The organism is Methanothermobacter thermautotrophicus str. Delta H, from assembly GCF_000008645.1.
GTDB lineage: Archaea > Methanobacteriota > Methanobacteria > Methanobacteriales > Methanothermobacteraceae > Methanothermobacter > Methanothermobacter thermautotrophicus.
On sequence record NC_000916.1, the window covers coordinates 1,217,210 to 1,230,745 of the forward strand.

Below are 13,536 nucleotides of genomic sequence, written 5' to 3' on the forward strand. Positions count from 1 at the left end.
ATGAAGATCTGCAGAATATGCGGCTATCAGATCCCAGAAGGTGAATTCAACCTGCTGGAGGATGGCTGGGTGTGTCCCCGGTGTGGTGTTGGGAAGGAGGAACTCCAGGATTCCGCCGAGCCCCTGGGGGGTCGGGACCCCCTCATGCTTATTTTCAGGGCCATGACTGTGGGGCTCTGGAGGGTTCTGGGTAATGGATCCCAGGGAGTTACAAGGGAGATGGGGTCTGTGATTGCAGACAACATCAGGCACGGGGATGATCCCCTGAAATCAGCCGCAGACTACTTCATCGAACATGGATTTGCAGCGTCCATCAGCACAGACACTGAAAACTTTGCCCTCAATGTTAAAAACTGCAGTTTCTATGGATTCTGTTGTTCACTGGAGGAGGATGGGGTGCTTTTATCAACCTGCCCCTATGCAAACACGGCCGCTGCAGTCCTTGAAAGGACCACGGGATACAGGTACCGTATAAAACGAAATAAGGGGGACCATGGACACATCATTGAATTTTCACGGATATCAAAAAAATAGGTAGGGTTCCGAGATTAACTTCACAACGGTGCCACCGAAGCCCCTCTGATTCAGAAATCAGCATAGGGTCTCTCCATACCCGCACGCTTCAGTATATCCTCCGCATGTTTGAGGGACCCGTCGCTGCCATCAACCAGGAGGTGGACGGCTCCCTCAGCCCCCTGGACGCCTCCAGCTGCAACAGGCTCTGCATCCACACCCGCCAGAAGCCTGAGGGCGTCCACCTCTGTGAAGACCTCGCCGGGTACAGGTAACATTCCGGGACCCTCAGTGCCGGCTGAATTCATTCGGAGCGCTGTACTGTAAAGGTCGCCTGGTATCATCTTTTCAAGTCCAACCGGGACTATGAGCTCTGTTTTCCTGCCAGCAGCTGCCTGAAGTGCTGGAAACACTGTGCCGCCCATGGGGTGACCTATGTAGACCGCTGCCCTCCCTGAGCTGTATTCAAGGGCATTGGCTCCCTTGAGTATCAGGTCCCCCCTTCCAAGTTCATCTGCCACATCAAAGATTGTAATTCCACGATCCCATCTGCCCCTGCGGATTACCACATCACCCAGGAATTCATGGCCGGTACCATCCGCCCTGAAATAGGGGGGCCTTATGATTCCCCTGTGAAATCCGCGACGGTCAAAACCGTCCTCTCCCAGCTGTCCAAGGATCTCCTCTGCTATGTAACCATTGGTTGTCCCGGCGATTATGACCAGGGTGCCCCCCTCAAGCACCCTCCTGATGGATGGATGTTCAAGCATTCCCCATGCAATTAGACGTTTACCCGCCGCTGGGGTCACCAGGAACTGTTTCATCTCAATCAATCCTGTGGTCTGCCATTCACCCTTTTCAGTTTTTCACAGGCATCCTCTGCTGCAAGGATTATGGGGTCTATGACCATTGAGACCGGGGGCGCGTAGGAGAACTCAGTCTCTGAGAGCTCAGAACACGTGAGTCCCTGGGATATGGCCAGGGACATGGTATCAACCCTCTCAGCGACCCTCTCCTTTGCAACCATCTGGCATCCTATTATCCTTCCCCTGAGGTCACATATCATCTTAACATCTATCCTCTCGGCACCCGGGTAATACCTGGCCTTTGTGAGGGCCCTCTTCTTACCTGATACCACCTTTATACCGTTCTGGAGGGCCATGACCTCTGTGAGGCCCACTGCACCAAATTCAAGTTCCCCTATCTTTGATACCATTGCATTGAGGACCGGTCTGAACCTTGCATCCATCCCCACTATGTTCTTTGCAGCCACCCTGGCCTGTCTGACGGCAGTTGAACCCAGGGGTGACTGGGTCCTGAAGCCCGTGACTGCATCGTATACCTCAACACAGTCACCTACCGCGTATATGTCAGGCACGCTTGTCTGCATCCTGTCATTTACCTTGACTGCCCACTGTCCAATTTCACATCCTGCCATCCTGGCAAGCTTTGTCTCAGGCCTCACGCCCGTCGCCAGGACCACGAGATCCGCCTCAAGGCACTCATCTCCGACCACAACGCCCTCAACCCTCTCATCACCCACTATCCTGTCAAGGGCCTTGCCGAGGATGACCCTGATGCCCTTCTCCTCAAGGTAGCCCTGGACTATGGCTGCCATGTCCGGGTCCAGGGATCTCGGGACTATCTGGGGGAGCATCTCGGTGACGGTGACCTCAAGGCCCATCCTCAGGAGGCCATAGGCTATCTCAAGGCCTATGAGTCCAGCGCCCACCACCACTGCCCTCTTACTTTTTGATGCCCATTCGGTTATCCTTTCACCGTCTGTGAGGGTCCTTATGGTGAAGACTCCTTCAAGGTCTGTGCCCTCCACCGGTGGTATGAAGGGTGAGCCGCCGGTTGCAAGGACAAGGACGTCGTAGGGTATCTCCCTGAGCCCGTCCTTTCCCCTGTAGGTTACAGTCTTTTTTTGAGGATCTATGGCCTCGACCTCTGTTTCCGTGAGGATATCTATGTTCCTCTCCCTGTAGTCCTCTGGCCTGTGCATAACTATATCATCAAAGCATTCAACCTCACCGCACATAACGTAGGGTATTGCGCAGGGGGAATATGCCACATGTTTATCACGGGTTATGACCTTTATATCTGCGTCCTTATCATGTTTCCTTATATTGGAGGCCGTTGAAAGTCCTCCGGCCCCGCCGCCAACTATAACAACTCTCATCTATCCCCTTCTCCTAGGAGTTATCGGTTATAGGTCTCTTCTTCATTTTATAAATAATTCAGATATATTTATAAATTTGGATACATCAATAGATCTGTGTGGTAGTTATAAGGGAGCATCAAACATGAAGAGTAAGGTTCTATTCATATGCAGGAACAACTCCGGGAGGTCCCAGATGGCTGAGGGGATACTCAGGGCCATGTACGGTGCCCACTATGAGGTCCACAGTGCCGGCAGTGACCCGAAGGATATCAGCCCCCTCACCATACAGGTCATGGAGGAGATTGGTGTGGACATGACTGGCCACAGACCAAAGAGTCTCAGGGAATTTGAGGGCGAAAAATTTGACATCGTTGCAAGCCTCTGCGATGAGGCATGCCCTGTATTCCTGGGTGGTGAGAGGTACCTTCATGCTGAATTCCCTGACCCGAGGGGTGCAGATATTGACACCCTCAGAAGGATCCGTGATGAAATCTCTGACTGGATAAAGAAGGAGTTCAACCCTGAAAAACTGTGATTTACTAAAGGAGAGTGATTTAATGATTAAGGTTGCCATCGTAACAGACGGGCCCTACGGTGAAAGGGCCTATGAGAACATAGCCCGTGAATTCGAGACCATGTTCATTGAACTTGAGGCTCCCTCTGGAATATTTGCAGATGAGGTTGATATACCCGCCGATAAACTCAAGGCCATAAGGTCAGCGGACATTGTGATAACCTACATACTCCACCCGGACCTCACCCTCGAACTCGTTGATGAGATTCATGGGGATGTTGACTGGATCATCATAGGGGCCTGGAGGGGTGATGGCTTCAGGAACCAGCTCCTGAGTTACGGCAATCTGACAGCCCCTGAGAACATGTGCGACCTGGAGGAGAACGGTAACCCCTCATTTGATGAATTCGTGTCAAGGTTTGGAAGGCCCCTGGTGGAGGTGGACCTTGAAGGTGACACGGTTAAGGAGATAAGGGTTCTGAGGTCCTCACCCTGTGGAGCCACGCTCTTCGTCGCAGAGGAGCTTACCGGTGAGGATGCTCAGGATCTCCCATTAAAGGCCGGGCTTAAGATACAGCACTACCCCTGCCGTGCCCCGAAAATGAGACTATTTTCAGATGACGAGTGCAAGAAGGAGATGGCTGCCAGGATGCACAGTGAGGCCTTCGAGAGGGCCATTGGAGTGAAATAGACCTCCATTGATCAGCTGAACAGTCTAAGGGGAAATAAAGTCAACACCAATAAACTATCATTATTATTCATAATAAATTATTTATTTAAGGGACATCAAGATAGAACCATGGAAAAAAAGATCCTCACAATAGTCGTCACAGAGGGACCATACCGTTACCAGTATGCAGATATAGCATTTGAAATGGCTGAAAGTGCCATCAAAAATGGTTACGACGTCAGAATATTCCTCTACATGGACGGGACGCATATACCGAAAAGGAACCAGGCCCCCCAGTCATTCCCCAACAGTGCAGAAAGGCTCAGGTCGCTGGTGAAGAAGGGTGTGAAGGTAACATCCTGCATAAGATGTTCCACGGCGAGGGGATACACCTGCTCAGAAAGGCCCTACATAAGGGGTGTTGAAATAAAGAGCGTTTACGATCTTGGAGAATGGGTAAAGGATAGTCACAGAGTGATAACCCTGGGATGTTAACATGAAATCCGCGCTCATAATAATAGACAGGGCCCCCTACGGATATGAAAACGCCTTCAGTGGCCTCTATGTTGTCATAGCATGTCTGAACAGTTCACTGGATACTGATGTCCTTCTAATCGAGGATGGTGTCTATGCCGCAGTGGCTGATCAGGTCTCAGAGGCCATCGACTACCCCAATGTTGAGGAACTCACCTACCTCATCTTCCCGGAGGGCAGTGTCTTTGTGCATGAAAGATCCCTGAAGGAGAGGGGTCTTGAGGAGGATGACCTTGTGGAGGCAGCCGAAGTCATAGACGATACCGAACTGTATGAAATATTCAGGCTGAAGAGGGATACTGCGATTATGAAGATATGAGGTGTCATGATGGAGAGGGATGAAGTTAAAAGGGAGGTCCGGCCCCAGGGATCCCTTGTAAAGGAGGTCACCCTCAAGCAGGTGAAACCCTGCATTGCGGCTGAAGGTAAAATAAGGGTTCTCATGGAGCTTGACTCAGAAATAGGGGATATCATACCTTTGATTGCAAACATGTACCCCCCAGGTGTTGTAAACTATGTCAGGAAGAAGAACATACTCACACTAACAATTTATGACCGTATAATAAGTCTATACCCCTCGGGCAAAATCAGCATGAACAAGACCCATGATGTTGAGGAAGCATTTGAAATCGCCGGGGAACTGATGGACAGGATTAACAGGGCCCATGATTCAGGGGGAGATGGGTCTGATTCGCGGGATATGAGCCGAATCGGCCCCATGGATGTGCACAGATGCCTGCCAGGTAGCAACTGCGGTGACTGCGGTGAATCCACGTGCATGGCATTTGCAATGAAGCTGCTCAACGGTGAACAGAAGCTTGACAGCTGCCTGCCACTGAAGGAGCCATGGATGCAGGAAAAGGTCCAGTGCCTTGAGAAACTGCTCGGTGAAGAAATGATGGAGACCCTTGGCTGGAGCGGTTACTGATGGGATCTGTGGGTTTTCTCGTGACAAAGAGCCCTTCAGAGCTCAGCTTCAAAACATTTCTGGACCTCGTGGATATCTGGTGCGAAGAGTACCTGAAGGTGTATCTGATATCAAATGGAATATATGCTGCAATGGAAGGAAACAGGTACTCCCACACCATCCGGGAGATTTCAAGGACCGGGAATGTTTTTGCAAGGAAGGAAGATCTAATGGCAAGGGGTATAACCCGAGAAATGCTCATAGATGGTGTGGAAGTACTTGAAGGCCTTGACAGGGTGGTTGTTGATATAATGGAAAACCTGGATATGGTCTTCACATTTTAATCAATCTACTTCTAATTTTTTGGCTTCCTTCCACCCCTTATACCTCCACGGGATACCATACGCTCACCTCCATATCGTTAATTGATGAATGCCTGGACTCAATAGCCGAGTAGGGTGCCGGCAGTGTATATGATGAAGGAGGCTATCCAGGCCACGAACACTGAGTATAACGGTGAGAAGAGGGCCCACCTCTTGCCTTACTCCTTCTTTATATAATATCAGTGTCGCCAGGCAGGGTGTATAGAGCAGCACGAATACCATGAACGACAGAGCCTCCAGTGGTGTGAAGGCGCCCTGTATGCTTGCTGCGATATTAGCTGCCCCGTGGACCGTTCCGAAGGTGCTTATGACAAGCTCCTTTGCCGCGAAACCAGATAGAATTGCGACCGCGGACTGCCAGTCACCGAATCCCAGGGGATGGAATATGGGTGCCATGATGGAGCCCAGGGTCCCGAGTATGGACGAGGAAACATTTCCACCCGGGAACCCTGAAAGGAACCATATGATCACCGAACCTGCAAATATTATGGTCCCGGCCTTCTTTATGAACTGGATGCCTCTGTGGTACGTGTGAATCAGGAGAGTCCTGGGCCTCGGAAGCCTGTATGGTGGAAGCTCCATCAGGAAGAGGAAACCTTCACCCATGACCACTTCACCCAGCAGACGGGCGGTTATGATCGCCACTGCAATTCCCAGGATGTAGAGGAAAAATATGACCCATCCCTGATAGATGAGGGGGAAGAGGGCTGACGTGAAGAGCACGTAGACAGGGAGCCTGGCACTGCATGACATGAAGGGTATCATGAGGCTTGTGAGAATCCTCTCCCTCTCAGATCCTATGGTCCTTGTTGCCATTACCCCCGGGACACAGCACCCGAAGCCAAGCATCATGGGGATGAATGACCTGCCGCTTAGACCCGCCACTGAATTCATTACACGATCCATGACAAAGGCTGCCCTTGCCAGGTACCCTGAATCCTCAAGGAAGGTGAGGAGGAGGAAGAGTATGAAGATGTTCGGTGTGAAGACGAGGACCGATCCAACACCTCCTATCACACCATCTGCCAGGAGGGACCCTGCAGCTGAGTCTCCAAGGGCGCCCTGAACTGCTCCTGCAAGGTGGGAAACACCAGCATCAATCAGCTCTGTAAGTGGAGCCCCTGCAGTGAAGGTGAGCTGGAAGATCAGCCACATCACCCCCAGGAGAATCGGGAGCCCCAAGTACCTGTTAAGTACAGCGCGATCTATAAGTTCAGAGACCGTTACCCTGTCAAGGGAGGGTCTCGTGAGGGACCTCTCCAGGAGTCCCTCTATGAGGCCGTACCTTGCATCTGACACCAGGATGTCCGCATCAGCAGAGTGCTCCTCCTCAAGGATCCTTCTGATCCTCTCAAATTCCTTGATGAGGTCCTCACCAACCATTGAGGCAACCCTTTTATCCCCTTCAAGAAGTTTTATTATGATCCATTCAGCTGGAAAATCTGCCTCAACGTCTTCAAGAAGTTCCCTGAATTCCTTAATAGCATCTGACCTCAAAAATTCATATCTGATCTGTGGAGGGTTACTATTCACCTGTCTTATGGCTGCTTCAAGCAATTCATCCTGATTTCCTTCAATGGCCTCCACCTTTATGACCGGCACCCCCAGCAGTTCCTCAAGTCTCTTCTCATCAAGCCTGTATCCCTTCCTCTCTGATTCACGGTTGAGGTTCACTGCGATGATGGTGTTGAGGCCGAACTCGAGGATCTGAAGTGTGAGGTAGAGGTTCCTCTCAAGATTGGATGCATCAACAACACTGATTATGAGGTCCGGTCTCTCATCAAGGAGATAATCAACGACCACCTCCTCCTCGGGAGATCCCGCTGTTAGACTGTAGGTTCCTGGGAGATCTGTAATTTCAATATCATTTTCCCTGAAGTTCAGGTATCCTGTTTTCTTTTCAACAGTCTTCCCTGGCCAGTTTCCAACGTGCTGATTGAGTCCCGTAAGGTTATTGAAGAGGGTGCTCTTTCCAACATTCGGGTTTCCTGCAAGTGCTATTCTGAGCATTTTTAATCCCTTACCCCTATCCTCGATGCTTCTCCCTTACGGATGGAAAAGGGATGGCCCTTCACCCTAACCTTCAGGGGGTCTCCCAGGGGTGCAGAGTTCTCAACAGTGACCCTGGATCCCCTTAATAGCCCCATAACAGTTAATCTTTGCCTTATATCCCCTGGAAGGTTAACGGATGTCACAGTCACAGTCGTGCCTTCCTTTATTCTGTCGAGTGTTGTTTCCATGATACCACCTTTAGGAAATCCTAAAATTTAGTTACACCTAAATCATATATAAAGTTTTAGGTTTACCTAAACCATGTTGCAGTTAAAAAATAAAAGAATAGCCTCAGTATCTTCCCTGGAAGAAGTAACCCACTCCAAGGAGACACACAAGGCTTATAACACCAATTATAGCATATATGGGAGTCTGAGTGCTTGAAGAGGTGCTGTTGGTTGATGCTGCAACCTCATAGGCCTTTCCAGAACCTTCAGAAGCTCCAGAGTTTTCTGAAACCTCTGATGACTCTAAAGCCTCATCTGACGATGAACCTGATGCTCCGCCTGCATTCCCTGCGGAACCTGAAGAAGGTTCACCTGTCTCACCGATTCCATCCCCATTCACTGAGCCCGGCTGTGAATCCCCAGAGCCAGGAACATCAATGGACTTCCCTGTGGCTGCAGCCATTGCAGCCGCAAATTTTCTGAGGGCCGCCTGGTTGAGGGATGATAGCTTCACCACCCAGCTGTTGAAGACCATGTTGGCACATGTGTGGTGACAGCAGACAACACCATACTCATTAACCGCCGCGATGTACTCATCGGCAAGCCTCTGCAGTGTAGCTGAATCTGTGCTCCAGAGGCCCCTGCGGCTGGCCTCAAGGAGCCAGGCTACCGTTGAGGCATAGGAGTAGGGCTGAAGACTCTTAAATCTGCTGCTTACCTGAGGATCAAAGACATAGGTCTCTGCAACCTTCTGCCACATCCAGTCCTGGACCAGATCAGGGGTGACTGCACTCCAGCCGAATAGATGTCCTATCTCCTTGGATATCTGATGAGCACCTGAGAATCCCTGATTCAGCATTCCCTCAATCCATTTCGGGTTGTAGGTCCTTGTTCTGAGTTCTGCTGCAATGAAATCTGCCAGTGTCTCCATTCGTGGTGTGAACCTTGTATTGGCGATGTATGAGGCAACATTCCTTCCTGAAATGGTCCTTGCAGCCATCGTGAGACCCCCAAGGTACTGGTAAACGTCGTCGTTGTCAAGAACACCGTAAACACTGTCCCTGACCTGTACTGTTGCATCCACATTTGATAGCTGCTTCATGAAGACCTCCTTTGCATCAATGGCGTATATGTCCTTTCCATAGATGAATCCCATATGATTCAGGTAGGTTTCAAGGAGCTGTGACTGATTATCCCACTTTGCAGTTGATTCAACCACTTCAGGTAGCCCGGTACCGTAACTTCCAGGGGCACTGCCAAATATCCTTGCACCGGCAAGTGTCTCCGCTGCCTGTAAACCCCTGGCAGTATAATTCGCCAGGTCTGCAAGGTAATGTTTCCTGAGGTAGTTGCCTTCCACCGGTTCATCCAGTTTCATGACAAGCCTTATCGCCTCATCCATCCTGTCGATACTGTAGGCAAATGTGTCTCTGAACAGTCCACTGATAGTGACCAGAACATCGATTCTGGGCCTTCCAAGCACTTCCAGGGGTGTTACACTTATTCCTGTGAATCTTCCTGATTTATCCCATACCGGTTCAGCTCCGATGAGTCTCAGAACCATTGCTATTGTCTGACCACTGGTCCTCATGGTCTCAATTGCCCAGAGAACCACCCCAACAGATTCGGGATATCTGCCATTCCTTGAAAGGTAATCTGCAATGAGGTCATCTGCCATCTTCTTACCGATCTCCCATGCAGCCCTATCAGGTGCAAGTCTGGGGTCAAAGGAATAGGAATTCCTTCCCGTCGGCAGGAGGTCGGGTATCCTTATGGGATCAGCCCCCCGACCCGGTTCAACAAAACGTCCCTCAAGGGCCCTCAGAAGGTTTGTGATCTCCTGGTCAGTGGCAAGTTTCTCTCTTACGGCATTCCGGAACTCTGTGTTATTCCTCGATGCTGGGTCAAAGCTCACAATTGCCTCCACCATTGCATCAAGGAGCTCCCCGCTAAGGGGTTCCCCGAAGACATGTAACCCGTAGGGTATCAGTGTTGCTGATAGCTCATCAAGCCTGTGCTCAATTCGATCAAGGGCCTCTTCAAAGGAAGCATTGAGGTCAATGTTAAGTTCCCTGTGAAGGTCCAGTTTAACCGTGAGATTTCTGATTTCCTCAGCGATTATCAGCTTTCTCTGGGGATCCTCAGACGTATGGTAAAGGTTAATTTTGTGTTCAAGTTCAGATAGATCCCCGTAAAGTTCACTTACCACCATAGGGGGGATGTTATGGTTTATGAGGACCGCGTACCCACGCCTCTTTGCCTGAGTCCCCTCACCCGGGTTGTTTACGATGTAGGGGTAGATATGTGGCAGGTCACCTATCATCACGTCGGGCCAGTCAAGGGATGATAGACCAACTGATTTCCCTGGTAACCATTCGAGGGTTCCGTGTGTACCAAGATGTATAACTGCGTTGAAGTTTTTCTGAAGCCAGAGATAGAATGCAAGGTACTGGTGGTGCGGTGGGAGTGTTGTTGAATGTATGAGGTCAGCTGCATCCTCGCCGAATCCGCGCATTGGCTGGGGGCCGAGGAATACGTTGCCAAGCATAACACCCGGGATCACTATGCTGCCATTGTAGACCATGACGTTTCCAGGGGCAGGTCCCCATGTCGCTGTTATGTTATTTCTCAGGGTTTCTGGCAGTAGACTGAACCAGTTAAGGTATTCAGATACTGGAACTGTTACTGCGCCGGCCCTGACAACCTTCTCAAGTTCACCCGGAGCCCATGAACCCACATTCAGGCCCGGCCCGAGGAGTATGTTTATCACCTCTGCAGTGGATTTTTCCTCAACATTGTAGCCAGCACTCCTTAGCGCCCTCAGTATGTTGCTGATGCTCTCTGGTACGTTGAGGTAACTCGCACTGATACCATCCTTACCCCCACCAATGTTGTAGTATATAAGGGCTATCTTCTTCTCCGCATTTGGAAGTTCCCTTAACTTTATCCAGTTGATCAATCTCTCTGTGAGCCTCTCTATCCTTTCAGGAATCGGAACATAGTATGTATAACGCAGCCCTGTCTGAGGGTCTGTCTCCTCAACTCCGCCGCCGATCATGACTGGCTCTATCCTTCCGTCGATCTCTGGAAGTGCTATCTGCCAGTACACCTCAGATGAAAGTCCTGATATGCTCTCGTTCCATGCCCTGAGATTTGATGCATAGACCGCAGCAATTGCGGGTAAATCAAGTTCCGTGAGGATTGCTGTGGAGTTCAGGGGATCACCGCTGTATAAATTGAAGCCCATGCATGTTATGAGACCGCTGATCCTGGGAGTCCTGTTACCATCCAGGAAGAAGTTCTCAATAAGGTTCCGCTTTGTAGCTGTGTCAGCTGCAAAGCCAAGGATCACATTGTAACCCTTTCTCTCAAGGCTCTCAAGTATGGCGGTGTGCATTCTCATGTCGCTTCCACGGTAGTATGTATCGAATGTGATTATGCCCACCCATGGTTTTCCTGCCCTGTAGTGGCCGCTCTGAACATACCAGGAGTAGTAACGGTCCCATGCTGTGAACTGTTCGCCGGCGTCGGGGTGATATACAAATGATTTCACCGCGGGAATGGCTGTTACATTCTCCTCATTTTTTAGCTGCATTCCAGCATCCCTCAGAAGGAGGAGCATCATTCTCCGGAAGTTCTCGGGGCCTCCCTGATCCCAGATGTACTTCACTGTTGCGTTGTCCGCACCCACACGGGGATCATCCTTGAATGTGTTGCCGGTTCCTATGGCAATTATTTTGCTGGCCCCCGTAACATTAAGGATTGGATTGACCTTCGCCAGGGTGTTTGGAGAACTTATCATCTGAATGAGAATCACGTCAGCCTTTCTACCCGCCTCCAGTGCCGCCATGTCTATCTGAGGATCGTTCCTTAGAAGTTCATCGTTTGTGAACATTGAAAGATTGAATCTGTAGCCGTCCCGTCCTGCAAGTTTATAGCCTTCCACTATTGCCTTTGTACTCGAAGTTGACCCTGTGATTATGAGAATACTGTAATGGGAAGAATTCTGCTGAATCGCACCCTCTGTGACGTTGCTGCTGTTATCAGCCGCTGAAACACCTCCCGCAAGCATGATTGTCATGAGTAGAATCACTGGAATAACTGATGTCCTCAAAATTTCACCTCCATTATACTTTATCTCAAATCATCTTTGCTTTAATAAAATATAAAATTTTCTTTAATGAAAATAACATTTACTTTAATATAAATCCATAAACTTAAATATACTGATTTATCAATATATCTCCATGATCAGTGAAGCTACAGCAAAAATGATGTCCATCCTGGATCTCAGTTACTCCCCGGTGGGTGTGAAATTCACAGATGAAGTACCTGAGAATGCGGTTATACTCAGGAAACACAGATACTGTCAGGCCCTCATGAAGGCACGGCAGGGTGAAGTGGTTGTGCTTCCCGGCCAGGAGATAACATGCCCCGCAGCTGCACGGGCTCTGGGTTTCAGTGAACTCCCTGAAAAACTGAAAACCGGGAGGGGCCTTGTGGGCTTCGGGATCGTGGAGAAGGAGGAGACGGGGGCAAGAATGTTTCAGGATATGCCCGAAGTTGAATGGGAAGGGCAGAGCATACTCCTTTACCCCCTTGACAGGTACGATGAAGAACCAGACGTTGTGGTTGTGGAGGACCGTCCAGAGAAGCTCATGTGGCTAGCCTTGGCATACCTCAATCTGAGGGGAGGGGAGAGAATACAGAGCTCAACAGCGGTGCTTCAGGCGGTCTGTGTGGATGCCACAATCATACCCTATCTGACATCAGAGCTCAACATCAGTCTGGGATGCTATGGATGCAGGGATGCAAGCGACATAGAACCAGAGGATGCACTGGTTGGCTTTCCAGGATCTATCCTCCTGGAAATCGTTGAAAAACTTGAATATCTGAATGAAAGGGCCATACCCCGTTCAAGGGCAAAAAATGCCCTTAAAAATTTGAGAGGTGATTGAAATGGCATGGTTTGCTGGATACCCACGTGAGAAGATAGAATGGTACCCAACCATTGATCCGGAAAAATGCGTTAAATGCGGTATGTGCATGAACTGTGGACAGAAGGTCTACAAGTGGACAAAGGAGGGTCCGGTAGTCGCACAGCCCTACAAATGCGTTGTGGGATGCACAACATGCGCAACACTCTGTCAGGGAAACGCCATAACGTTCCCGGACAAGGATAAACTCAGGGAACTCTACAAGAAAGAAGGTATATGGGCAAAGGTTAAAAGGGAACTCATCAAGGAGGGTAAACTGGAACCCGAGGAATGAGGGATCAAATGAAACTCACATACATACCCTCAGCATATATCACCACACCGGTAAGATTTATGAGATCACGGTTGAAGTTCCGGGTGTGAAGAAGAGCGATATCCACCTTGAAATGACGGAGCAGGGTTTCTGTCTCAATGCTGAAGGTGAAAAGTTTAAGTACAGCGGTTGCTGGTCACTTGCGCACCGTGTGAAGCCAGAAACTGCGTCTGCAGGTTTCTCAGATGGTCTGCTAAGGATAACTGTTGAACTTGCAGAGGGCGTTAAGGGTCTTGAGGTGCCCGTGGACTGACCTCCATACTCTTCTCTTTTTCAGGAGCATCCATGAAAATTCAGCATCACCATGAACAGAGATATCAGT

15 protein-coding genes are annotated in these 13,536 nt (G+C 49.9%); 10 read left to right on the top strand and 5 right to left on the bottom strand.

Annotated elements, in window-relative coordinates; translation table 11 throughout:
• Window positions 1-534, top strand: a complete 534-nt coding sequence (locus MTH_RS06460; protein ID WP_010876964.1) for a rubredoxin — start codon at window positions 1-3, stop codon at window positions 532-534.
• 50 nt (window positions 535-584) lie between these two features.
• Here the strand turns inward: MTH_RS06460 and MTH_RS06465 are convergent, their stop codons facing one another.
• Both MTH_RS06465 and MTH_RS06470 read right to left on the bottom strand, forming a co-directional pair.
• A complete protein-coding gene (locus tag MTH_RS06465) occupies window positions 585-1,337 on the bottom strand; it encodes a hypothetical protein (RefSeq protein ID WP_048061294.1) in 753 nt (250 codons plus the stop codon).
• Window positions 1,338-1,342: 5 nt separating this feature from the next.
• The gene (locus MTH_RS06470) at window positions 1,343-2,695 is read right to left on the bottom strand and encodes an FAD-dependent oxidoreductase (RefSeq protein ID WP_010876966.1); all 1,353 of its coding nucleotides are present in this window, start codon (window positions 2,693-2,695) and stop codon (window positions 1,343-1,345) included.
• A 124-nt stretch (window positions 2,696-2,819) separates the two neighbouring features.
• Between MTH_RS06470 and MTH_RS06475 the strand changes: the two genes are divergently transcribed.
• The 6 genes from MTH_RS06475 (at window position 2,820) to tusB (ending at window position 5,646) form a co-directional block, all read left to right on the top strand.
• Window positions 2,820-3,212 (top strand): arsenate reductase ArsC, encoded by a 393-nt coding sequence (locus tag MTH_RS06475; protein ID WP_010876967.1) that lies wholly within the window; start codon window positions 2,820-2,822, stop codon window positions 3,210-3,212.
• 22 nt (window positions 3,213-3,234) lie between these two features.
• Window positions 3,235-3,882 (top strand): DUF166 domain-containing protein, encoded by a 648-nt coding sequence (locus tag MTH_RS06480; RefSeq protein ID WP_010876968.1) that lies wholly within the window; start codon window positions 3,235-3,237, stop codon window positions 3,880-3,882.
• A gap of 108 nt (window positions 3,883-3,990) precedes the next feature.
• Window positions 3,991-4,356: a DsrE/DsrF/TusD sulfur relay family protein gene (locus tag MTH_RS06485; protein WP_010876969.1), complete on the top strand. Its 366-nt coding sequence runs from the start codon at window positions 3,991-3,993 to the stop codon at window positions 4,354-4,356.
• A 1-nt stretch (window position 4,357) separates the two neighbouring features.
• On the top strand, window positions 4,358-4,714 hold the full coding sequence (locus MTH_RS06490; protein WP_010876970.1) for a DsrH/TusB family sulfur metabolism protein: 357 nt from the start codon (window positions 4,358-4,360) through the stop codon (window positions 4,712-4,714).
• A 9-nt stretch (window positions 4,715-4,723) separates the two neighbouring features.
• A complete protein-coding gene (locus MTH_RS06495) occupies window positions 4,724-5,323 on the top strand; it encodes a (Fe-S)-binding protein (RefSeq protein ID WP_048061295.1) in 600 nt (199 codons plus the stop codon).
• Entirely contained in the window at window positions 5,323-5,646 is a 324-nt protein-coding gene (gene tusB, locus MTH_RS06500) for a sulfurtransferase complex subunit TusB (RefSeq protein ID WP_010876972.1), read from the top strand. The genes MTH_RS06495 and tusB overlap by 1 nt, the downstream gene beginning before the upstream one ends.
• A 63-nt stretch (window positions 5,647-5,709) precedes the next feature.
• On the opposite strand, the gene feoB is transcribed toward tusB, so the two are convergent.
• From feoB to MTH_RS06515, 3 genes are all read right to left on the bottom strand, one after another.
• On the bottom strand, window positions 5,710-7,695 hold the full coding sequence (gene feoB / locus MTH_RS06505) for a ferrous iron transport protein B (RefSeq protein ID WP_010876973.1): 1,986 nt from the start codon (window positions 7,693-7,695) through the stop codon (window positions 5,710-5,712).
• A gap of 2 nt (window positions 7,696-7,697) precedes the next feature.
• Entirely contained in the window at window positions 7,698-7,925 is a 228-nt protein-coding gene (locus MTH_RS06510; RefSeq protein ID WP_010876974.1) for a FeoA family protein, read from the bottom strand.
• 103 nt (window positions 7,926-8,028) lie between these two features.
• Complete coding sequence (locus MTH_RS06515) at window positions 8,029-12,018, bottom strand: cobaltochelatase subunit CobN (protein WP_010876975.1); 3,990 nt, start codon at window positions 12,016-12,018, stop codon at window positions 8,029-8,031.
• A 133-nt stretch (window positions 12,019-12,151) separates the two neighbouring features.
• On the opposite strand from MTH_RS06515, the gene MTH_RS06520 reads away from it, so the two are divergent.
• The 3 genes from MTH_RS06520 to MTH_RS09760 all read left to right on the top strand — a co-directional run bounded on the left by MTH_RS06520 (window position 12,152) and on the right by MTH_RS09760 (window position 13,467).
• Window positions 12,152-12,862: a DUF169 domain-containing protein gene (locus MTH_RS06520; protein ID WP_010876976.1), complete on the top strand. Its 711-nt coding sequence runs from the start codon at window positions 12,152-12,154 to the stop codon at window positions 12,860-12,862.
• A 1-nt stretch (window position 12,863) separates the two neighbouring features.
• The gene (locus tag MTH_RS06525) at window positions 12,864-13,175 is read left to right on the top strand and encodes a 4Fe-4S dicluster domain-containing protein (protein ID WP_048061032.1); all 312 of its coding nucleotides are present in this window, start codon (window positions 12,864-12,866) and stop codon (window positions 13,173-13,175) included.
• A gap of 64 nt (window positions 13,176-13,239) precedes the next feature.
• The gene (locus tag MTH_RS09760; protein WP_276324389.1) at window positions 13,240-13,467 is read left to right on the top strand and encodes an Hsp20/alpha crystallin family protein; all 228 of its coding nucleotides are present in this window, start codon (window positions 13,240-13,242) and stop codon (window positions 13,465-13,467) included.
• The last annotated feature ends 69 nt before the right edge of the window (window positions 13,468-13,536 follow it).